The organism is Streptomyces sp. NPDC045678 (assembly GCF_056432085.1).
The window spans coordinates 610,789-631,852 of record NZ_JBWKJS010000002.1 but is presented as its reverse complement, the minus strand read 5'-3'; the positions used below and the strand labels follow the sequence as shown (position 1 = coordinate 631,852).

Annotated in this window: 17 protein-coding genes; 4 read left to right on the top strand and 13 right to left on the bottom strand. The window is 70.8% G+C overall.

Features of this window, described 5'->3' with window-relative positions:
• Positions 1–9: 9 nt before the first annotated feature.
• The 5 genes from AC07DO_RS09310 to AC07DO_RS09290 form a co-directional block, all read right to left on the bottom strand.
• Positions 10–1,533: a catalase gene (locus tag AC07DO_RS09310; protein WP_479058073.1), complete on the bottom strand. Its 1,524-nt coding sequence runs from the start codon at positions 1,531–1,533 to the stop codon at positions 10–12.
• Between the two features lie 129 nt (positions 1,534–1,662).
• Positions 1,663–3,246 (bottom strand): FMN-binding glutamate synthase family protein, encoded by a 1,584-nt coding sequence (locus AC07DO_RS09305; RefSeq protein WP_479058071.1) that lies wholly within the window; start codon positions 3,244–3,246, stop codon positions 1,663–1,665.
• Entirely contained in the window at positions 3,243–3,818 is a 576-nt protein-coding gene (locus AC07DO_RS09300; protein WP_479058069.1) for a cysteine hydrolase family protein, read from the bottom strand. Before AC07DO_RS09300 ends, AC07DO_RS09305 begins: the two co-directional genes overlap by 4 nt.
• Positions 3,815–4,999: an alcohol dehydrogenase catalytic domain-containing protein gene (locus tag AC07DO_RS09295; protein ID WP_479058067.1), complete on the bottom strand. Its 1,185-nt coding sequence runs from the start codon at positions 4,997–4,999 to the stop codon at positions 3,815–3,817. Before AC07DO_RS09295 ends, AC07DO_RS09300 begins: the two co-directional genes overlap by 4 nt.
• Positions 5,000–5,069: 70 nt before the next feature.
• Complete coding sequence (locus AC07DO_RS09290) at positions 5,070–5,396, bottom strand: plasmid stabilization protein (RefSeq protein ID WP_362720154.1); 327 nt, start codon at positions 5,394–5,396, stop codon at positions 5,070–5,072.
• A gap of 236 nt (positions 5,397–5,632) precedes the next feature.
• Between AC07DO_RS09290 and AC07DO_RS09285 the strand changes: the two genes are divergently transcribed.
• Positions 5,633–7,030, top strand: coding sequence for an FAD-dependent oxidoreductase (locus tag AC07DO_RS09285; RefSeq protein WP_479058065.1), 1,398 nt, complete (start codon positions 5,633–5,635; stop codon positions 7,028–7,030).
• Here AC07DO_RS09285 and AC07DO_RS09280 read toward each other — a convergent pair.
• Positions 6,996–7,625 carry an alpha-ketoglutarate-dependent dioxygenase AlkB gene (locus AC07DO_RS09280; protein ID WP_479058063.1) on the bottom strand — a complete coding sequence of 210 codons (630 nt, stop codon included), beginning with the start codon at positions 7,623–7,625 and terminating at the stop codon, positions 6,996–6,998. The genes AC07DO_RS09285 and AC07DO_RS09280 overlap by 35 nt on opposite strands.
• A 113-nt stretch (positions 7,626–7,738) precedes the next feature.
• Positions 7,739–7,999 carry a GlsB/YeaQ/YmgE family stress response membrane protein gene (locus AC07DO_RS09275; protein ID WP_268769525.1) on the bottom strand — a complete coding sequence of 87 codons (261 nt, stop codon included), beginning with the start codon at positions 7,997–7,999 and terminating at the stop codon, positions 7,739–7,741.
• 188 nt (positions 8,000–8,187) lie between these two features.
• Here AC07DO_RS09275 and AC07DO_RS09270 point away from each other — a divergent pair, with 188 nt between their 5' ends.
• On the top strand, positions 8,188–10,233 hold the full coding sequence (locus AC07DO_RS09270; RefSeq protein WP_479058062.1) for a SpoIIE family protein phosphatase: 2,046 nt from the start codon (positions 8,188–8,190) through the stop codon (positions 10,231–10,233).
• A gap of 37 nt (positions 10,234–10,270) precedes the next feature.
• On the opposite strand, the gene AC07DO_RS09265 is transcribed toward AC07DO_RS09270, so the two are convergent.
• The 5 genes from AC07DO_RS09265 to AC07DO_RS09245 all read right to left on the bottom strand — a co-directional run bounded on the left by AC07DO_RS09265 (position 10,271) and on the right by AC07DO_RS09245 (position 16,432).
• On the bottom strand, positions 10,271–11,692 hold the full coding sequence (locus AC07DO_RS09265; RefSeq protein ID WP_479058061.1) for a cellulose binding domain-containing protein: 1,422 nt from the start codon (positions 11,690–11,692) through the stop codon (positions 10,271–10,273).
• Between the two features lie 55 nt (positions 11,693–11,747).
• Complete coding sequence (locus AC07DO_RS09260; RefSeq protein WP_479058059.1) at positions 11,748–13,292, bottom strand: beta-N-acetylhexosaminidase; 1,545 nt, start codon at positions 13,290–13,292, stop codon at positions 11,748–11,750.
• 63 nt (positions 13,293–13,355) lie between these two features.
• Positions 13,356–14,192: a carbohydrate ABC transporter permease gene (locus tag AC07DO_RS09255; protein ID WP_479058058.1), complete on the bottom strand. Its 837-nt coding sequence runs from the start codon at positions 14,190–14,192 to the stop codon at positions 13,356–13,358.
• The gene (locus AC07DO_RS09250; protein WP_479058056.1) at positions 14,189–15,157 is read right to left on the bottom strand and encodes a carbohydrate ABC transporter permease; all 969 of its coding nucleotides are present in this window, start codon (positions 15,155–15,157) and stop codon (positions 14,189–14,191) included. Before AC07DO_RS09250 ends, AC07DO_RS09255 begins: the two co-directional genes overlap by 4 nt.
• Positions 15,158–15,169: 12 nt before the next feature.
• Positions 15,170–16,432 (bottom strand): extracellular solute-binding protein, encoded by a 1,263-nt coding sequence (locus tag AC07DO_RS09245; RefSeq protein ID WP_479058055.1) that lies wholly within the window; start codon positions 16,430–16,432, stop codon positions 15,170–15,172.
• Between the two features lie 187 nt (positions 16,433–16,619).
• Between AC07DO_RS09245 and AC07DO_RS09240 the strand changes: the two genes are divergently transcribed.
• Together AC07DO_RS09240 and AC07DO_RS09235 are read left to right on the top strand one after the other, a co-directional pair.
• A complete protein-coding gene (locus AC07DO_RS09240) occupies positions 16,620–17,474 on the top strand; it encodes a GntR family transcriptional regulator (RefSeq protein ID WP_479058054.1) in 855 nt (284 codons plus the stop codon).
• Positions 17,475–17,529: 55 nt separating this feature from the next.
• Complete coding sequence (locus AC07DO_RS09235; RefSeq protein WP_479058053.1) at positions 17,530–17,970, top strand: OsmC family protein; 441 nt, start codon at positions 17,530–17,532, stop codon at positions 17,968–17,970.
• Positions 17,971–18,043: 73 nt separating this feature from the next.
• On the opposite strand, the gene AC07DO_RS09230 is transcribed toward AC07DO_RS09235, so the two are convergent.
• Entirely contained in the window at positions 18,044–21,055 is a 3,012-nt protein-coding gene (locus tag AC07DO_RS09230) for a 3-keto-alpha-glucoside-1,2-lyase-like domain-containing protein (protein ID WP_479058051.1), read from the bottom strand.
• Positions 21,056–21,064 lie beyond the last annotated feature (9 nt).

Genomic DNA, 21,064 nt, shown 5'->3' with positions numbered 1-21,064 from the left:
GGGGAGCGGTCAGGCCTTGTCCTGCATGCTGCTGCGCGCCGGGTTGGCCTGCTCCGCGGCCTTCGGGTCCTTCTCGCCCGCCTTGGCGCGCACGCCCTGCTCGATGCGCTCACCGATCGACTTGTCGATGTTCGACCAGTACTCGAAGGCCCTGACGAGGACGGGCTCGGTCACGCCGTTGAGCAGGTGCCCGACGACGTTGTCGACGAGACGGTCGCGCTCGGCGTCGTTGAGCACCTCGCGGACCATGGTGCCCGGCTGGCCCCAGTCGTCGTCCTCCGCGTGGTCGACATAGGCCGAACGGGTGATGTCGCCGTCCGCGTACCAGCTGGGCGGGGAGCCGTAGCGGGCCGTGTCGGCGGCCGGGCCGCCCTTGGAGTTCGGCGCGTAGACCGGGTCCTGGCGCTTGTGGATCGCCATCGCGCCGTCCTTGGAGTACGTGTGGACGGGCACGACGGGGGCGTTCACGGGCAGCTGCTGGTAGTTGGCGCCGATCCGGTAGCGGTGCGCGTCGGCGTACGAGAACAGCCGGGCCAGCAGCATGCGGTCGGGGCTCGGGCCGATGCCCGGGACCAGGTTGTTGGGCTGGAACGCCGCCTGCTCGATCTCGGCGTGGTTGTCCGTCGGGTTGCGGTCCAGGGTCATCTTGCCGACCTCGACCAGCGGGTAGTCGCCGTGCGGCCACACCTTCGTCAGGTCGAACGGGTTGAACCGGTACGTGGCCGCTTCGTCGTACGGCATGACCTGCACGTACAGCGTCCAGCTCGGGTAGTCCCCGTCCCGGATGTGCTCGAAGAGATCACGGGTGTGGTAGTCCGTGTCGGCCGCGGCCATCTGGTCGCCCTCGTGCTGGGTGAAGTTCTCGACGCCCTGGTCGGTCTTGAAGTGGTACTTCACCCAGAACCGCTCGCCCTGCTCGTTGATCCACATGTAGGTGTGGGACGAGTAGCCGTTCATGTGGCGCCAGCTGCGCGGAATGCCGCGGTCGCCCATCAGCCAGGTGACCTGGTGGGCGGACTCGGGGGAGAGGGTCCAGAAGTCCCACTGCATGTCGTGGTCGCGCAGGTTGTTGTCCGCGCGGCGCTTCTGCGACCGGATGAAGTGCTGGAACTTCATCGGGTCCTTCACGAAGAAGACCGGGGTGTTGTTCCCGACCATGTCGTAGTTGCCCTCGCTGGTGTAGAACTTCACCGCGAAGCCGCGCGGGTCGCGCCACGTGTCCGGGCTGCCGCGCTCACCGGCCACGGTCGAGAACCGGATGACGAGATCGGTGCGGGCGCCCGGCTGGAACAGCGCCGCCTTCGTGTAGCGGCTGACGTCGCCCGTGACCTCGAAGTGGCCGAAGGCGCCGCTGCCCTTGGCGTGCGGCTGCCGCTCGGGGATGCGCTCCCGGTTGAACTGCGCCATCTGTTCGATCAGATAGGAGTCCTGGAGGAGGATCGGGCCGCCGGCGCCGACGGTGAGCGAGTGTTCGTCACTCTCGACCGGTACGCCGGCGTCGGTGGTGGTCGCCTTACCTGTGACGTGGTTCATCAGCTACGTGTGCCTCTCCATGGTCGGCGTTCCCATCCTGCGACTGGTCACGTTCCGGGTGCCCGCGTTGTCGCGGGCGATACGTGGCGTCCCTCCTGTTTCCGGGCCCGCATGATCCAAACGCGTCAGTCAGGTGGCGAAGCGGTCCGGATCCGCCGCGTGCCAGTCGGCGGCCCAGCTCTCGGGCGGTGCGGCGAGCAGCTCACCGGGGGAGAGCCAGTCGTACAAGTCAGCGTATGACCGAAACCTCCCGTTGTCCTCGCGGCGCCGCACGAGGTGCGGGCCCAGGTCGGCGGCGTCGCGCACCCCCATCGCGGCCATGATCTGCAGCGCGCTCTCGACCGTGGCCTTCTGGAACCGGGTGACGCGCGCCGATTTGTCCACGACGTCGAGGGCACGGGCACGCCGCGGATCCACGGTGGTGACGCCGGTCGGGCAGCGGTTGGTGTGGCAGCGCTGGGCCTGGATGCAGCCGACGGCGAACATCATCGCCCGGGCGGCGTTCGTGTAGTCGGCGCCCATGGCCAGGCGCTTGACGATGTCGGAGCCCGTCGCCACCTTGCCGCTGGCACCGATGCGGATACGGTCCCGCAGCCCCGCGCCCGTGAGGGCGCTGTGGACCGTGATGAGCCCGTCGGTGAGCGGCATGCCGAGGTGGTCGGCGAATTCCAGGGGCGCCGCGCCCGTCCCGCCCTCCGCGCCGTCGACGACGATGAAGTCCGGGGTGATCCCCTCCGCCGCCATGGCCTTGCACACGGCGAGGAACTGGGTCCGTGACCCGGGGCAGAGCTTGACCCCGACCGGCTTGCCGTGCGCCAGCTCCCGCATCCTGGCCAGGAACCGGACGAGCTCGCGGGGCGTGGAGAACACACGGTGGTACGGCGGCGAGATGACGGTCTCGCCCTGCGGTACGCCGCGTACGGAGGCGATCTCGGCGTTGACCTTGCTGCCGGGCAGCACGCCTCCGATCCCCGGCTTCGCGCCCTGCGACAGCTTGAGCGACACGCAGCGTACGGCCGGATGGGCGGCCTTCTCGGCGAACTGCCGGGCGTCGAACTCGCCGTCCCGGGTGCGACAGCCGAAGTAGCCCGTCCCGATCTCCCAGACGAGGTCGCCACCGGGCCGCAGGTGATGGTCGGAGAGGCCGCCCTCACCGGTGTCGTGCGCGAACCCGCCCCGCGCCGCCCCGGTGTTCAGCGCCACGATCGCGTTGGCGGAGAGGGAGCCGAAACTCATCGCCGAGACGTTGAGCAGGGCCATGTCGTACGGCTGCTCGCAGTCGGGCCCGCCGACCCGGACGCGGGGCGGCTCCTGCGGGACCGGCGCGGGCGCCATGGACGGCACGAGGAACTCGTAGCCCCGGACGTCCATGTCGCGCTCGCTGCCGAACGGTTCCTCGGCGGCGACCCCCTTCGCCCGTTCGTAGACGATGCTGCGGGTGTCGCGGTCGAAGGGCCTGCCGTCGTAGTTGCGCTCCACGAAGTACTGCTGCAGCTCCGGCCGCAGCGCCTCCATGAAGAACCGCAGATGCCCCAGGACGGGATAGTTCCGCAGCACGGAGTGCCGTCGCTGGACGAGGTCGTACACACCGGTCAGCGCCACCACCGCGAGCGGCGCGGCGGCCGCCCACCACCAGGGTGACGTCAGTACGGCGAGCAACGCACCGCAGACCGCGCAGGCCAGCAGCGCGCCGACTGTGATGAAACGCGTCATGAGATGGTGCCGCCCCCGCCGAACTCGATGTCCTTGCCGTTGGCGATCCGGGCTCCGAGATTGATGCGCATCATCTCCAGTGCTGCCTCCGCGAGATGGGGGTGGATGTGGGCGACCGCGTCGGCGGCCACGGTCACGTCGAGGTGCCGGATGTGAGCGTCGAGCGCCGAGTACAGCACGCACTGCTCGGTCACCTGGCCGCACAGCGTCACCTTGCGGACGCCGAGCTCCCACAGCAGATAGGTCAGCGGCGTCTCGTAGAAGATCGAGTGCCGGGCCTTCACGACGAACAGCGAGTCGTCGTCCGGCCGCACCGGCCCGACCAGGTCCGCGTGCGGCCCCGCCATGGCGGCCTCGACCAGTTCCCCGTGGTGGGAGCGCCACTGGCCGAAGTTGTCGTTGACGTAGATCACCGGCGCCCCGCTCCCACGGGCGGCGGTGAGCAGGTCCTTGATGACCGGCACGACCTCGCGCACCGAAGGCAGCAGCTGCTCGGCGTCCTTGTGGTCGTACGTGTTGATCATGTCGATCACGATTAGGGCGCCGGGACCGTCGTCGTGCCGAGCGCTCATGGCCGCAGGAGCGTCTTGACCATGCCGTCCTCCTTGGCCTGGAACGTCGCGTAGGCCGAGGGGGCGTCCTTGAGCGGCAGGTGGTGCGTGGCGAACGAGTCGACGCCCAGCGGGTCGTCGTCCGTCAGGTGCGGGCGGATGTCCTCGATCCAACGCCACACGTTGGCCTGGCCCATGCGCAGCTGGATCTGCTTGTCGAACATGGTCAGGAGCGGCATGGGGCTCGCGGCACCGCCGTAGACGCCGCTGATGGACAGGGTGCCGCCGCGCCGGACCGCGTCGATGCCCGCGTGGAGAGCGGTCAGGCAGTCGATGCCGGCCTTCTCCATCAGCGGACGGGCCAGTTTGTCGGGCAGGAGCGCGGTGGCGCGCTGGGCGGCCGTCGCCACCGGCGCACCGTGCGCCTCCAGACCGACCGCGTCGATCACGGCGTCCGTACCGCGGCCGTCCGTGAGGTCACGGATGGCGTCGCCCAGGTCCTTGCCGTGCTCGCGCAGGTCGAGGGCCGTGGTGCCGTTGCGGCGGGCGCGCTCCAGGCGGGCGTCGACCAGGTCGACACCGATGACCAGCTCGGCGCCGCGCAGCCGTGCGATGCGGGTGGCCATGTCGCCGATGGGCCCGAGGCCGAACACCGTGACGCTGCCGCCCGGCGGGATGTCGGCGTACTCCACGCCCTGCCACGCCGTGGGCAGCACGTCGGACAGGTACACGAACCGGTCGTCCGGCGGGCCGTGCGGCACCTTGATGGGCAGCGTGTTGCCGAAGGGCACGCGCAGCAGCTCGGCCTGCCCGCCGGGCACCTGCCCGTAGAGCTTGGTGAACCCGAACAGCGAGGCGCCGCTGCCCATGGACTTGACCTGGGTCGTCTCGCACTGCGACTGCAACCCCTGCTTGCACATCCAGCAGGTGTTGCACGAGACGTTGAACGGAATCACCACGCGGTCGCCCACGGCTACCTCGGTGACGTCGGGGCCCGTCTCCGCGATGACCCCCATGGCCTCGTGGCCGAGGATGTCACCCGCGTCCAAGTAGGGCCCGAAGACCTCGTAGAGGTGCAGATCGGAGCCGCAGATGCCGGTCGACGTCACCTGGACGATCACGTCGTCGGGCTTCTCGATGCGAGGGTCGGGCACTTCGTCGACGCGCACGTCGCGTTTGCCTTGCCATGTCAGAGCACGCACGGGGACGCACCTTTCTGCTCGGCCCGCGCGGACATCACCGGGTCCGTGCGGGTGAACGGGGGGAGCCGGTTCAGCGCCCGACGGCGCGGGCCAGCTCCGACTTGTTCATGGACGAGCGGCCCTTGACGTTCTTCTTCCGCGCCTCGGCGTAGAGCTGGTCCTTGGTCGGGCCCTGTGAGCCCTGGTGAGAACGCTCGCCGCCACGTTGCGAGGCGGACTTCGGGTCCTTCGTGGACGTGCGGCTCGCGGTGCGGGACTCGCCGGAGCGCGCACGCTCCTTGTTGACCGTGCGGGCGGCGATCTCCTCCGCGCGGCCCGTGGACTCGCCGCGGTCCTTCGCGCTCTCCTTGATGTGCTCGTACTGCCGTTCCCTCTTGCGATTCGATCCTGCGGGCATGATCCGCTCTTTCTGCTGGGTTGCGTCTGGCCGGTGTGGGCCCCTCCCACGGTGCCCACACAGTCCGCCGGTCCGCCACACGGGCGATCGCGGCCTGTGACGAGTACCCAAGATCCTCGGCGTGAGACGCGGGAGGGAGGATCAAGTGCTTCCGTGCGCTCCCCGGAGGGTCTTGAGAACCGGGGCGCCGGACGGTGGAGTGGCGTGACGTCGCGCCCACAGGGAGGGGACCGGCCATGCCGGACAACCAGCACAGCTCGCCGCCCGCCGCCCGCTGGGAGCGGGCCGTCGTCGTAGGGGGCGGATACGCCGGTCTTGTGACCGCCCGGGTCCTCGCCGACCACTTCACCGAGGTGCTGGTCCTTGAGCGTGACCCGGTGCTGCCGGACACCGGCGTCCACCCGCACGTCCCGCAGGGCTACCACGCGCACGCGCTGCTCGCCCGCGGCGGCGAGGTGCTGGAAGCCCTCTTCCCCGGGCTGCGGGCGGAGCTCGCCGACGAGGGCGCGCCCGTCTTCGACTACGGCGAGCGGCTCAGCTTCCTCCTGCCCACCGGATTCGCGCCGACCGCCCCGGTGGGCGTCCGCATCCAGACCTTCACGCGCGACGAACTGGAGCGCCGGCTGCGGCAGCGGGTGTCGGCGCTCCCCGCGGTGCGCATCGTCCCCGACGCCCACTGCGAGACGGTCACCGCGAGCGCGCCCGGCCGCCTGGACCGGGTCAGGTACCGCACGGAGGAGGAGGACGCCACCGAGGTCACCGCCGATCTGGTCGTCGACGCGTCGGGCCGCTCCACGTCCGTCGACCGCTGGCTCACCGACGCGCGGCTGCCGGCCTCCCCCAAGAACGTCATCAAGGCGAAGATCACCTACACCTCCGCGTGCTACGTACGCCCGCCGCGGGACCAGCAGGACTTCGACGTCGCCTACCAAATGGCCTTCGCGCCCGACGTACCGCGCGGCGGCGTGGTCCTCGCGGTGGAGCGCGACCGCTGGATGTGCTCGCTGTTCGGCGTCGACGAACACGTGCCGCCCACCGACGAGGAGGGCTACCTCGGCTTCGCCCAGAGCCTCGGCACCCCGCGACTCGCCGAACAGATCAAGCGCGGCACCCGCGAGGGAGAGATCCACCGCTACACGAACCCCGGCAACGCATGGCGCCTGCACCACAAGAACGCGCGCTGGCCCGAACGTCTGGTCGCGGTCGGCGACGCGCTCTGCGTCTTCAACCCCGTGTACGGGCAGGGACTCACCGTCGCCGCACTGGAAGCGCAGCTGCTCGGCCGTCTCCTGGAACGCCACCGGTCCGGCGGCCTCGACGGGCTCAGCCGCGCCTACCAGCGCGCCGCGGCCCGCGTCATCCAGGTCCCGTGGACCATGGCCACCAGCTCCGACCTCATGTGGGCCCCCGACCGGCACCCGCTGTCCGCACGCTTCGCCCACTGGTACAACCAGCAGGTCTTCGCGCTCGCCGTGCACGACCCGAGCGTGTGGGCACGGTTCGTACGGGTCCTGAACATGACGGCACCGCCCACGCTGCTGTTCCGCCCCGCCGTGCTCGCCAAAGTGGTGCGCCACGCGCTCACCCGGCTGTTCGCCCTCACCGCACGCCGTGGGGCCGGAACTGGACGCTGATGCGTCCACCGGAGGCGCGCGCCGACTTGGGGACGGCGTGCTCCCAGGTGCGTTGGCAGGAGCCGCCCATCACGATCAGATCGCCGTGTCCGAGGGGCTGGCGGACGGTGGCGCCGCCGCGGCGCGGGCGGAGCAGCAGGTCGCGGGGGTCGCCCACGGAGAGGATGGCGACCATCGTGTCTTCGCGGGCGCCCCGGCCGATCCGGTCGCCGTGCCAGGCCACGCTGTCGCGCCCGTCCCGGTAGTGGCACAGGCCCGCTGTCGTGAACGCCTCGCCCAGCTCGTCGGCGTAGTGCTCGGAGAGAGCCCGGCGGGCCTCTTCGAGGACGGCGTGGGGGAGCGGTTCGCCCGCGCCGTAGAAGGCGAGGAGGCGGGGCACGTCCACGACCCGTTCGTACATCTGGCGCCGTTCGGCCTTCCACGGGACCTCCGTGGCCAGCTGTTCGAACAGGGCGTCGGCGCCGCTCAGCCAGCCCGGCAGGAGATCGATCCACGCGCCGTCGCCGAGGACCGTCCGGCGGATTCCGGCCAGGGAGCCCAGGCGTACGTCGTCGCTCTGATCGAAGAGCGATCCCTGGAGCTGGTGGGTTGCCATGCGGCCAGTGTAGCCGGGACTCGAACAAGTGAGCTAATGCGGAAGTGTCCGGAAACGCATCGGGGGCGCGCATCCGGCCGGATGCGCGCCCCCTAGGGACCTGCGGGTGGGGCCTACCGCTTCCCCGCGATCATGCGGTAGGCGAACAGAACGATCACGGAGCCGATGATGGCGGCGATCCACGTCGACAGGTGGAAGAACCCGTTGATGGAGTGAACCCCGAAGATCACCTTGCCCAGCCAGCCGCCGAGCAGCCCACCCACGATGCCGATCACCATGGTCACCAGGCAGCCTCCCGGATCCTTGCCGGGGGTGAGGGCCTTGGCGATGGCTCCCGCGATGAGACCGATCAGGATCCAGGCGATGATGCCCACGAGAACGTTCCTCTCTTTGTGCTCGGGTCGGCACTGGATCTCCAGGCCGACACAGAGCGAATGTCCCGACGATGACGACTCACACAGGACCAAGGTCACGTTTGCCGGGACCAATGGCACGCCGGACTCCGGCGGGCGGGTGACGCACGCGGAGCATATGGTGGCCGAGCGGCATACCGGAGACCACCATGACGTCAGCGAAGAAGACATCCGTCGATGTGGAACAGTGCCTGCTCCTCACCGGCGTGGGCGGTTTCGACTGGGACCTGGAGACCGGCGTGCTCGGCCTCGACGCGGGCTCCCTCGCGGTGCTCGACCTGCGCCCCGAGGAATTCAACGGCCTGGTGACCTCACTCCGGGGGCGCATCCCCCCTGAGGAGGCGGTGCGCATCAACTACGCCGTCACGGAGGCCGTCGCCTCCGGAGCGGACCGGTACGGCGTGTACTTCCGGGCCCGGCGCAGGGACGGCACGATCCACCTCGGCCACGCGCGCGGACGCATCGTCCGCGACGGCGAGGGCCGGGCCGTGCGCGTGCTCGGCGTGCTGCGGTCGGCGTCGGACGACGGGGCGGAACTCGCCGCCATCGACCCCAGGGAGGAACGCCGCCAGGGCATCGCCCTGATGGTGCAGGGCACCACGCAGGCCCTCTCCCGGGCCGTCACGGTCGACGACGTGGTCGCCGTCCTGTCCGGCGCGAGCGGCCTCGACCGGTTCGCCGCCGACGGGCTCGTCCTCGGTCTCGTCGAGGGGGACAAGCTGAAGCTGATCGCGCTGGTCGGCCAGACGATGCAGGCCCTCGACGAACTCAAGCTGCACAAGGTCGACGAGTCCCAGCCGCTCGCCGAGGCCGTCATGACGCGGCAGCCCCGGTTCGTCGCCTCGCTGCCCGACCTCGCGCGCCGCTTCACCCGCCTGCGGCCCTACATCGAGCACATGCGGCTTGACTCGGCGGCGTTCCTGCCGCTGGTCGCCCAGGACCGTGCCATCGGCGGACTCGGCCTCTTCTACCGCGGCCGCAAGGACTTCACCGACGCGGACCGCAACCTCTGCATCGGGCTCTCCGGCATCGTCGCCCAGTCGCTGCAGCGCGCCATGCTCTTCGACGAGGAACGGGACCTGGCCAAGAGCCTCCAGGCCACCATGCTGCCGCGCGGGGTCCCCGCCGTCGCGGACTGCGAGGTCGCCGTGCGCTACCACGCGGCGTGGGGCGGACGCGACGTCGGCGGCGACTTCTACGACGTCATCGCCCTGCCGCGCGGTCGCATCGGCCTGGCCGTGGGCGACGTGCAAGGGCACGACACGCACGCCGCGGCCATCATGGGCCAACTGCGCATCGCCCTGCGGGCCTTCGCCGGCGAGGGCCACCCGCCGGGCACCGTGCTCTCCCGCGCCTCCCGCTTCCTCGCCGAACTCGACACCGAGCGGTTCGCCACCTGCACGTACGCCCAGTTCGACCCCGCCACCGGCATCGTGCGCGCCGTCCGCGCCGGACATCTGCCGCCCCTCGTGCGCCACGTGGACGGCCGCGTGGGCGTGCCCCGGGTCCCCGGCGGGCTGCCCCTCGGCCTGGCCACCGAATTCGGCATGGAGGACTTCCCCGAGGTGCGCCTCGACCTGGTGCCGGGCGAGACCATGGTGCTCTGCACCGACGGACTCGTGGAGGACGCCGCCCTCGACGTCGACACCGGCATGGGCAACCTCGCCGCGGTGATGCGCGAGGGACCCGAACGCGCCGAGGCCCTGGCGGACCACCTCTCCCACGCCCTGTGGGAGAGGTGGAGCACGAGTGACGACGTGGCACTGCTGGTCCTGCGCAGACTGCCCGACCCCGGGACGCCCCAGGAGCCGCGCATCCACCGGTACGTCCACCAGGCCGACCCCGAAGGGCTCGCCGACGCGCGGGCAGCGCTGCGCGAACACCTCGCGTCGTGGGGGTTCGGCGCCGTCGCCGACGATGTGGAAGTGGCGGCCGGCGAGCTCCTCGTCAACGCCCTCGTCCATACCGACGGAGGAGCCATCCTCACCCTGGAGGTGCTCTCCGGGCCGCCGCGCCGTGTCCGGCTGTGGGTGAAGGACCGCTCCAGCGCCCGCCCCCGCAGGAGATCGCCCGCGGAGACCGCCACCTCCGGGCGCGGGCTGCTCCTCGTGGAGGCGGTCGCCTCCTGCTGGGGCGTCGAGCCGCGCGGCGAGGGCAAGGCCGTGTGGTGCGACTTCGCCGTACCGGACCCCTGACCGCCCGCCCCGCCGCTCGCGCCCCGCCCCGCCCCCGTCACGCCGACGGCACCGTGTCCTCGAACGCCGTGCCCGCGGCCCGGTAGCCGGCGACCTTCCCCGCGACCTGCGCCGGACTCAGCACCTGGTCCTTGACGTGCAGGACGTAGTCCACCTGCTGGTCGTACGAGCGCGGCGTGGTGCTGGACTGTCCCGCCAGGTCGATCAGCCACTGGTTGAAGTTGATCGACATCGGCCGCTCCGGCAGATACGCGGCGTCGTGCGTGCCGAACAGCTGCCCGTCGACGTAGTAGCGGATGGAGCTGTTGTCGATGGTGACCACCAGGTCGTGCCAGCCCGTGTAGCTCTGCCGGCTCTCGGTGTGCTGGTTGACGGCCTGCCACGGGTCCGGGTTGTAGGTCTCCCACGACGTCGTGTAGAGGATGTTCGAGGGCTCGCCCCAGCCGCCGTTGGGCAGGTACTCGAAGTCGTACTCGGCGTACTCGTCGGCCATCGGCGCCTTGAGGTCGTTGATGGTGAAGAACGTCTGCACCAGGTGGTCGCCGTCGGGACCGCCGCGCGGGGTGTCGCTGAACTTCACGCGCGCCGCGTACGTCCCGTTCCTGAACTTCATCGCTTTCGTCAGCACCTCGGTCTGCTCGGTGCTCGCGCCGGTGCCCGCCGTCGACGTCTCCAGGTTCATCACCGTGGTGCCGCCCGACGACGCGAACGTCACGTTGCGCGGGTCCCAGGTGGCCCCGGGCACACCGGGGCCACCGGAGTTGGAGCGCACGTGCCAGCCGTTCGCCGCGATCTTCGGGTCGTTGTACGCGCTGTACGTGAAGTCGTCGAACAGGGTGGCCCCGTCGCCGGGCGGGTCGGTCGGATCCGTGGGGTCGGTCGGGTCGTTGCCCTCGGGTGCCGTGCCCCAGACCGTCGCGCCGTCGAGCTGCGCGGTGACCTTCGACCAGTTCGCGTACGCGGACTGCCCGGAGCCGAACGAGTAGTCGTCGGACTGGTTCAGCGGTTGCCAGTCCGCGCGGTGGAAGCGCAGTTGCAGGTCACCGGTGTCCGCGCCGGCCGCCAGCGATCCGGCGCCCGGGGTGAACCCGATCTCCAGGTAACGGTCGGCTGTGGCGGTCGGCTCGGCGAGCGTCCCGAACGCACCGGTGACGTTGCCGCACCCCTTCACCGCCCACGAGCAGGCGAAGCGGTAACTCGGGCTTCCCGCATCGGACTTGAAGTAGTAGCGGATCTTCACGCCGCTGAGCGCCACCCCGGAACCGCCGGTGTTCTTCACCTTCAGCCACGGCTCGGCCTGATCGCTTCCGGTGGCGCCCGTGTGGTACTGCACGGTCAGGTCGCCGACGGCCGCGACGGCGGGCGAGGGGAGGGCGAGCAGGCCCCCGCAGCCGAGCGCGGCCGCGACGGTACAGGTGAGGGACCGCTTCGCCGAACGGGTGAGCGTCTTCCTTCTCATGCCTGTTCCTTTCTCATGACTGTCCCTCTTCGGGACGGTGGGGGAGGGGGACGTATCAGGGACGGTGGGGGACGTACGGATCGAGTGGGCCGTGCCGCACGCCCAGCGCGGCGAGCCGGGCGGCGTGCTCGCGCAGCCTGCCGTGCACACCGGGCCAGGGCGCGGCGCCGTGCCAGGCGCGGTCCGCGAGCGCGCACAGACGCGGGAAGGCGAGCCGGTCGACGTGGTCCGCGGTGGGCGCGAACTCGGTCCACAACTGGCCCTGCATGCCGAGGAGTTCGCCGGACGTCGCGGTGCTGTCCGGCGGCTCGTGGCCGTGCACCGCGCGCAGGTCGACCACCGCCCCGGGCTGCGCCTGCGGCTCGGCGGGGTCGGCCGACTGGGCGTAGTCGAGGTAGGCGGCCCGGTGGTGGCAGCTGATGACCCGGTGGCCCCGCTTCAGGGCGAGGCGGGTGTGCTCGGGGTCGCGCCACGTCATGGCGGTGAACTCCGTCGGCAGGCCTTCGCCGCTCTCCGCCCACGCGGTCGGGATGCGCCCGCGCCCGACGAGGTGCGCCCCGACGCGTGCGAGGAACCAGCCGCGCAGCGCGGCGGTGTCCGGCAGGCCTTCGGCGGCGGCGCGTGCGCGCGCCGCCGGGTTCGCCGCCCACTCCGTGGTGGGGCACTCGTCGCCGCCGATGTGGATGTGCGGGGACGGGAAGACGTCAAGGACCTCGTCGAGGACGGTGCGGCAGAAGTCGAGCACCGGCTCGTCGACGGCGAGGACGGTGTCGCAGACGCCCCAGTCGGTCCACACGTCCAGCCGCCGCGTCGGGACATTGCCGAGTTCCGGGTGGGCGGCCAGGGCGGCCCGTGTGTGGCCCGGCATCTCAACCTCCGGCACGACGGTCACGCCCCGCGCCGCGGCGTAGCGGACGAGACCGGTCAACTCGTCCCGGGTGTAAGCGCCTTGGTGGGGCACACCGTCGTGGACCGCGCTGCCTGCCGGGCCCACCATCGACTCCGCGCGACGGCCGCCCACCTCGGTGAGCCGGGGATACGCGGCGACGGGCATCCGCCACCCCTGGTCGTCGGTGAGATGCAGATGCAGCACGTTGAGCTTGTGCAGGGCCAGCAGGTCGACGTACCTGCGCAGTTGCGCGACCGGCTGGAAGTGGCGTGCGACGTCCAGCATGAAGCCGCGCCAGGCGTTCCGCGGGACGTCGGTGATCTCCGCGCAGGGCAGCTGCCACGGTGTGCCGCGCCGGGGCCGTCCTGCGAGGGCTTCGGGCGGCAGGAGCTGACGGAGCGTCTGGACGCCGCGGAGCAGCCCGGTGAGGTGGGCGGCGCGCAGGAGCAGCGCGTCCGGCCCGATGGTGAGGCCGTACCCCTCCTCGCCCAGGCCGCGCAGCTGCGGGTCGAGCGCGAGGACGAGCGGCCCGTCGGGCGCGGTCGGCAGCGGGAGTCCGGTGGCCGGGGCGAGCAGGGTGCGCAGCAGTGCCGCGGCGGGTTCCGCACCAGCACAGACGCGCACGGCGGTGTGGTGGTTCAGGGTGAAGTGGCCCGGACGCATGCTGAGTTGGGTGGGCAGGGGGACCAGTGAGGGGCGGGGTGCGGGCACGGCGGGGCCTCCAGAGGCGGACGGCGGTCCTGGGCGGTGGCTGGTTCCTGGGCGGTGGCTGGCTCAGCCCTTCACGGCACCGGCCGCGAACCCCGACGTCACCTGCCGTTGCAGCAGCAGGAAGACGACGAGCGCGGGCAGCGCGAACAGCGTGGAGGCGGCCATCGTGGCGCCCCAGTCGGTGCCGAAGGTGTTCTGGAACGAGGAGAGCCACACCGGCAGCGTCCGGTGGTCCTGCTGCTTGATGATCAGGAAGTTGGCGTACGCGAACTCGTTCCACGCCGTGATGTAGCCGAACAGCGAGGTCGCCATCAGCCCGGGCGCGAGCAGGGGGAACGCCACGTGCCGGAACGCGCCGAGCCGCGTGCAGCCGTCGACCTGCGCCGACTCCTCGAGCTCCGGCGGGATGGTCGCGATGAAGCCGCGCAGCACGACGATCGTGAACGGCAGCGTCATCATGAAGTAGACGAGGGTCAGCGTCGGCAGCCGGTCCAGCATGTCGGTGTCCCGCGCGATGATGTACACGGGAATGATCAGCGACTCCCACGGCGCCATCTGCGCGATGAACACCATCAGCATGAACTGCCGTCGCCCCCGCCACCGCATCCGGGCCACCGCGAAGGACGCGCCGAGCGCCACGACGAGCGCGAGCAGCACCGCGCCGAGGGTGACGAGCACGCTGTTGCGCCAGAACAGACCGAACCCGTCCGCGTCGATCGCCCGCCGGAAGTGGTCCAGCGTCCAGCTCCGCGGCAGCGGGTGCGGGTCGTCGGACTGGATGTCACGGGACGGTTTGAACGACGTGGTGACCATCCAGTACACGGGAAAGAGGCACACGATCACCGTGAACGCCGCGCCGAGGTGCAGGGGCAGGCGGCGCGGCGCGCGCGAGGTCGTCACAGCTCGGCCTCCTGTCGGAACGTCTGCCGGAAGTAGAGGACGAGCACCCCGGACATCAGCAGCACCGTCACCATGGAGGCCGCCGAACCGAGGTCGTAGTGCTGGCCGGACAGGGCCGTCTGCACCGCGTACACCGGCAGGATCGTCGTCGCGTCGCCGGGGCCGCCGCGCGTCATCACCCAGATCTGCACGAACGCCTTGAACGTCCAGATCACCTCGAGCGAAAGCACCAGCATGAAGATCGGGCGCACGATCGGCAGCGTCACCGAACGGAAGACGCGCGCCCCGGAGGCCCCGTCGATGCGCGCGGCCTCGTACAGCTCGACCGGCACGGTGGTGAGCGCCGAGTACAGCGTGATCGCGGCGAACGGCACCGACTGCCACACCACGAGCAGGACCAGGATCGCGAAGGCGGCAGGACCGTGCGCCAGCCACGGATACCCGTCGAACGACGTGAACCCCAGGCCGGTCAGCGCATGGTTGACGATCCCGAACTCCGAGTGGAACAGCCACTGGAACACCGTCGTCGCCGCGACCACCGGCATCGCCCACGCGAGCACGAGAGCGCTGAGCACCGAGGCCCGCCCGAACCTGCCGAGCCGCTCCACCATGAGCGCCACCAGCGTCGAAAGCACCATGATCGAGGCGACACAGACCGCCATGAAGACGAACGTACGGCGCACCACCGCCCAGAAACGGGGGTCGGACAGCAGCGTCGTGTAGTTGTCGAAACCGGTGAAGCGCGCGTTCCCCAGGATCAGCTCGCGCAGTCCGAAGTCCTGGAACGAGATGAGGACGGCCCGCGCCAGCGGATAGAGCAGCAGATACAGCATGCCGAGGACGGCGGGTGCCACAAGGAGGTACGGCCAGGCGCCCGATGCCGTCGCGCGGCGCGGGGGACGCGCCGGGCGCCGGGGCGGCCGGGGGAGGCTACGGGGCTCGGTCCGCTCACGGACGACCGGCACGGCACACGCTCCCTACTTCATCGCCGAGGTGATCGCGTCGGACGCCTTCTCGGCCTCCCGCGCCGGATCCCCGCCGGTCAGCACGGCCGTCATGTAGTCCTTCACGGGGTTCTTCGCCTCGACGGCCGCCCAGCCCGGCGTGTTCGGCGTGGCACGGCCGACGGCGGCGCCCACCGCCATCGCCGAGGCGCCGGGGTCCTCGGCGACGGCGTCGGCGAGCGTCGTCCTGTTGGGCACGTAGCTCATCGTGACGGCGAGCTTCTTCTCCCAGGCGTCGCCCGTGAGCTCCTTGATGAAGGTGTAGGCGGCGTCGTGGTGCTCGGCCACGGCGGGGATCACCAGGTCGGAGCCCCCGATGAACACGGCGCCGGGCGTGTCGGCCGTCTTCCCCGGGATGGGGAAGAACCCCAACGTGCCCTTCAGCTCGGGGTTGTTCTGCGCGACGACGTGGGCGCCGCCGGGCGTGTTGATGATCTGGGCCACCTCGCCCTTGGCCATCACCTCGGCCTGGGGCGGCTGCGCCTCGTCGGAGTCCTTGGGCCCCTTGCCGAGCGCCTGGAGCTTCTTGTAGAAGGCCATGCCGCGCAGCGCCTCGGGGGTGTCCAGGGCGCCGCGCCAGGTTCCGTCGGACTCCGTGGCGAGGTCGCCGCCCTCGTCCCAGATGAAGCCCGAGAGGGTGTACCAGTTCTGGCCGGGGAGATAGATGCCCTGCCGGCCGTCCTTGTCGAGCTTCCTCGTCGCCGCGATCCACTGGTCGCGGGTCTTGATCGCGTCGGCGTCGATGCCCGCCTTCTCGAACAGGTCGGTGCGGTAGACGACGACGCGGTTGGCCGCGTAGAAGGGGATGCCGTACTGCTTGCCCTCGTACGCGCCGGGCTCGGCGAGGCCCTTCAGCCAGTGCTTGCCGTCGAGGTCGTCGACCTTGTCGCTCAGATCGAGCAGGCCGCCGCTCTGCGCGAGCTGGGCGACCTGCGTGTTCCCGGTCTCGATGACGTCGGGCGCGTCGTTGCTCGCGAGTGCGGCGGTGACCTTCTCGCCGATGCCGTCCCACTCCTGGATCTGCACCCGTACGTCGATGCCGGGGTGCGCGGCCTCGAAGCCCTTCTCGAAATCCTTCTGGAAGGCGGCCGAGACGCTGTCGCGCATCAGCCACACGTCGAGGGCTGTCCGCCCGCCGCCCCCGGACACCCCGTCGCCGGATCCGGACGAACTGCAGGCACTGAGCCCGGCTGCCGCGACGAACGCGGACAGGCCGGCGAGCAAGCGGAGCTTCACGGGTCACCTCTGGGCGTCGGACCTGACCAGTTGGAAACTGGTCAAGTGACCTCTGGTGATGGAGAAAGGTGGCATGGACCAATCGAAGCGTCAACCCCCGCGTGAATGCTGGTCAGTTGTCGATCTCCGCGACCTTGTGGTCAACTGGTCAGGCAACTGGTCGTATGGCGCAAGGGGGGGTCGTTCGGTGGCTGGCGGTACGAACAGGAAGGCACCGGGCGCGGTGCTCAAGCGGGAGCGGGTGCGCGACCACATCCTCGAACTCATCGAGTCGCAGCGGCCCGGCGACCCCATCCCGTCCGAGCGCGCCCTGTGCGCGGGCCTCGGGGTGTCGCGGCCCACCCTGCGCGCGGCCGTCGACGAACTCGTCGCCGCGGGCCTTCTCGTACGCGAACACGGGCGCGGCATGTTCGTCGCCCCCCAGAAGATCACCCAGGAACTCGTCTCCCGCGAGCAGGCCCTGTCGGTCCCGCCGGCCGCCGGAGCCTGGTCCAGCAGGCTCCTGGAGTTCACCACCATCCCTGCCGGCGCCCGCGTCGGCCGCAAGCTGCGCCTGTCACCCGCCGCGGAGATCGTCTACGTGGCCCGGCTCCGGCTCGTCGACGGCACCCCGATGGCCATCGAGCACCTGCACATCCGCGCCGACCTAGTCCCCGGGCTCAGCGCACAGGAACTGGAGAGCGGCGACCTCTACGAGCACCTGCGCGCCCACCACGACGTATACGTCCGCGAAGCCGTGCAGGCCATCGAGCCGACGGTCGTCACCCGCGCCGAGGCCGAACTCCTCGACGTACCGGAGCTGTCCCCCGCGCTGCTCTTCGAACGCCTCACCTCCGACACGGCGGGGCAGCCCGTCGAGTACGTGCACTCCCTCTACCGGGGCGACCGCTACCGCATCGTCTCCCGCCTCACCCTCGGACCCGCCGCGACCACCGCGGAGCCCCTGCCCGGCCACCACCCCGGCATCCCGCCCGGCGACTTCGCCCACCGCGACACGGTCGCCTCCTCCACCCGGGGCGACGTACAACAGGCCGCCCCCTGAGACCCGTCGGACCGGCCTGCGCCGTCCCGGGCCCGACCCTGGTTACCGTTCCGCCATGGCCGACTACCGCATCGAGACCGTACGCAACGGCGAACGCGACTGGACCGCCCGCAACGACCGCGGCGCCGAGGTCCGCATCGCCGCCGCCGACAACCCCGACGCCCAGCCCTCCTTCACCCCCGTCGAACTCCTCCTCGCCGCTCTCGGCGGCTGCGGCGGACTCGTCGTGGACCGCACCGCCCGCACCGTCGAGCACGACGCGCTGCGCGTCGTCGTCGAGTCGGTGACCCGCCCCGAGGACGACGGCCGAGTCGGCGTCGTCCGGGTCTCCTACGAACTCGACCTGCCCGAGGGCGACACCCGCGCCGCCGAGGCGCTGGAGCGCGCCGTCCGGCTGACCCACGAGAAGTACTGCACGGTCAGCCGCACCGTCGAACACGGCGCACGCGTGGAGGCGCTCGGCCCCGACGGCACCACCCTCTTCGCCGGGGGATGAGCACCGGATGAGCACCGGGTGACGGGGGACGCCGACCGGACAGGACCCGGCCGGCATCCCCCGCGGGAACCGGTCAGGACACCGGCTCCACCCACACATCGCGGAAGCGGACCTTGTTGCCGTGGTCCTGCAACCGGATGGCGCCGGCCGCCGCGGACTCGGCGTCACCCGCACCGGTCGGGCCGTCCACGGCCACGTCGTCGTGGACCTTCTCGCCGTTCCAGACCACGGTGACCCGGGCGTCCGACGTCTTCTTGCCGTCGGCGTCGAACCGGGCGGCACGGAAGGTGATGTCGTACGTCTGCCACGACTCGGGCGCCTTCGACGCGTTGAGGTCGGCGGCCCTCTTCTGGTAGATCGCCCCCGCCTCGTTGTCCGCGAGCTTCGCCACGCCGTACGAGTCCAGGATCTGCACCTCGTAACGCTCCTGGAGGTAGACCCCGCTGTTGCCGCGGTCCTGCCCCGTCACGTCGTCCGGCAGCTTCGGCACCCGGAACTCGACATGCAGCCTGAAGTCCCCGAAGTGCTGTTTCGTGCGCAGGTCGCCGCAGCAGACCTCCATGGACCTCTCCGCCTTGTGCGGCCATTCCGCGCTGCGGCCGTCACTGTGCTGCCAGGCGGTGGAGACGCTGCCGCCGGAGAACAGGTCGATCCTCGCGCCCGGTCTGCGCACGTCGAGCGCGTCGAGGTTCACATGGCCGGTGTCGTCGGCGCCCACGGCGTACGTGATCGTGTTGTGGCCCTTGCGCAGGGAGAGCCGTTCGGTCTTCGTCGACCAGCGGTTCCACGCGACCGTGGACGGCAGGCTCGTCTGTTTCGCCGCGCCGCCGTTGACGCCGACGCCGACCGTCTTGGTGCCGGCGGCGGGGTGCGGGCCGTTCGCGTAGCGCAGCCCCACGTCGTACGCGCCCTTCTTGTCGACCACGACGTCGAAGGTCGCCTTCGCGCCCTTGTCGCCGAAGCCGTCGACGAAGCCGCCGCCGGTGAACCCGGCGTGTTCGTTGTCGATGCCCGCGCCGCCGGACAGCTTCGCGGACTCGGCGTCGTACGTCGTGACGGGCTCCTGCGGGCCCGGCCTGGCGTTGAGGGTGTACCAGGCCTCGGTGGACCACAGCTCCTCGCCCCCTGCGGACGAGAACGGGCGGGGCGAGCGGACGTGCACGACCCGGTCCGGCTTCAGGCCGGGGATGGTGAGCCGCACCGTGCGCCGGTCGTCCGAGAGCTTCGCCGACGCGACCGGCAGGGACTCCTCGTCGACCTTCGGGCCGCCGTAGTCCGGCGTGGGAACGTACCGCCACTGCTCGACCGCGTACGCGCCCTCGGTGAGCTTGGCCGCGGTCTCCTCGGAGAGGGGCTTGGTGTAGGTGAGGTCGAAGCCGTCACGGGTGGCGCGCATCGTCTTGATGTCGAACGCGGTCTTCCCGTTCGGCGTCAGCTTCTGCAGGCCGAAGCGGAGCTTGCCCTCCTGGCCCCAGTTGCCGTCCGCGCCCAGGCCGCCGGTGTAGATCGCCCCGTCCGGGCCCTCGCTGATCCGCGAGACGCCCGCCTCCAGGCCCTGCGTGTGCCGGAACACCGCGCCCTGGTACTCACCGGCGACCTTCTCCAGGTCCGCGCGCTGCAGTCCGCCGTAGGTGACGTCGCCGAACACCATCTGCCCGGCGAACGGCCCCTTCTTCAACTTCATCGGGGTGCTAGGGGAGTTGGCTATCTCGTTCTGCGGGAGCCACAGCACGGGCTTGGTGACGGGCTTGTCGTCGTAGGGCCCGTCGGGGTTCATGTAGTGGTTGAAGAACCGGTTCTGCTTGATGTGGACCAGCTTGGAGGCGGGCAGCCAGCCGCCCTGGTTGTCCGTGACGAACAGGTCGTTGCCCGGTCCGCGTCCGATGCCGTTCGGGGTGCGCAGGCCTCCGGCGAGGTAACTCACCTTGCCCGTGGCCTTGTTGACCTTGATGGTCGTGCCGCGGTTCGGGGCGGGCTGCGGGTCGGTGGTCGCGCCGCCGTAGTTGATGGCGACGGAGAGGTTCAGATAGAAGTCGCCCTTTTCGTAGAGCAGACCGAAGGCGAACTCGTGGAAGTTCTTGCCCCACGGCCACTCGGCGATCTTCCGCTTCTCGTCGGTGACGTCGTCGCCGTTGGTGTCGTTCAACTCGGTGAGCTGGTGCTTCTCCGACACGTACAGCTTCCCGTCCGCGTACTTGATGCCCATCGGCTCCCTGAGCCCGTCGGCGATCTTCTTGTACGTGACCTTCTCGGGACTCGTGTCTCCGGTGACGTGGTCGAGGAGGTACACCTCGCCCTTGGTCTCGTCGCTGCCGCCCCACGTGGAGATCGCGAGCCGGCCGTCGGGCAGCCAGTCCATCGCGGACACCTGCGGCTCGAAGCCCTTGGGGCGCAGGTCGGTCAGGTCGTAGCCGGGGTTGACCTCGGTGAGCGGAAGGCCGTCACCAGGAGTGTCGTACGTCCCCTCGCACTCCTTGCGGCCGGGCGCGGTGACCCGGACGACGTCGGCGTCCGTGCTGAGCACGGAGTTCGGCACGGTCGTGAACTCGCTCGCGCCCGGCGGCTTCCACTGGAGGGTGACCTGCTGACCGCCGCCCCGGTCGAAGTGGTCGATGCGCAGCGACCGGTGGCCGGCGTCGAGGGTGACGCTGCCGTCCTTGGGCTCGGCGCCGTGCAGCCCGTCGTGGTCGATGACCTGCCGGCCGCCGAGGAAGAGCCGCGAACCGTCGTCGCTGATCAGCCGGAAGTCGTACGCGCCGGCCTCCGGCACGTCGAGGTTCCCGATGATCTGCGACACGAAGTTGTCGCTGAAGCCGAAGCCGTCGGTCGACGTCCAGTCGGCCGTCGGGATCAGCTTGTCGACGTTGGGGGTCTGGGCCGGCTTGAGGTCGCACAGCTTCTCCAGCGGCGTCCGCACGTCGAACACGCGCAGCGTGACGCCGGGTTCCTGGGGCGGCAGGTCCGCGAACGGCCGCCGACCGTCGTCCGCGGCCGCGCCGGGCGCGAGCAGACCGGCTCCGAGAAGGGCGCTGAGCAGCAGTCCCGTGGATCTTCGGGCTCCGCGGTACGGGGGGTGTGGCTTCACTCTTCCTCC

Excerpts from the sequence above, each read along its gene's own strand:
- AC07DO_RS09310 (WP_479058073.1), bottom strand. The coding sequence starts at position 1,533 with ATGAACCACGTCACAGGTAAGGCGACCACCACCGACGCCGGCGTACCG.
- AC07DO_RS09305 (WP_479058071.1), bottom strand. The coding sequence starts at position 3,246 with ATGACGCGTTTCATCACAGTCGGCGCGCTGCTGGCCTGCGCGGTCTGC.
- AC07DO_RS09300 (WP_479058069.1), bottom strand. The coding sequence starts at position 3,818 with ATGAGCGCTCGGCACGACGACGGTCCCGGCGCCCTAATCGTGATCGAC.
- AC07DO_RS09290 (WP_362720154.1), bottom strand. The coding sequence starts at position 5,396 with ATGCCCGCAGGATCGAATCGCAAGAGGGAACGGCAGTACGAGCACATC.
- AC07DO_RS09285 (WP_479058065.1), top strand. The coding sequence starts at position 5,633 with ATGCCGGACAACCAGCACAGCTCGCCGCCCGCCGCCCGCTGGGAGCGG.
- AC07DO_RS09280 (WP_479058063.1), bottom strand. The coding sequence starts at position 7,625 with ATGGCAACCCACCAGCTCCAGGGATCGCTCTTCGATCAGAGCGACGAC.
- AC07DO_RS09270 (WP_479058062.1), top strand. The coding sequence starts at position 8,188 with ATGACGTCAGCGAAGAAGACATCCGTCGATGTGGAACAGTGCCTGCTC.
- AC07DO_RS09265 (WP_479058061.1), bottom strand. The coding sequence starts at position 11,692 with ATGAGAAGGAAGACGCTCACCCGTTCGGCGAAGCGGTCCCTCACCTGT.
- AC07DO_RS09235 (WP_479058053.1), top strand. The coding sequence starts at position 17,530 with ATGGCCGACTACCGCATCGAGACCGTACGCAACGGCGAACGCGACTGG.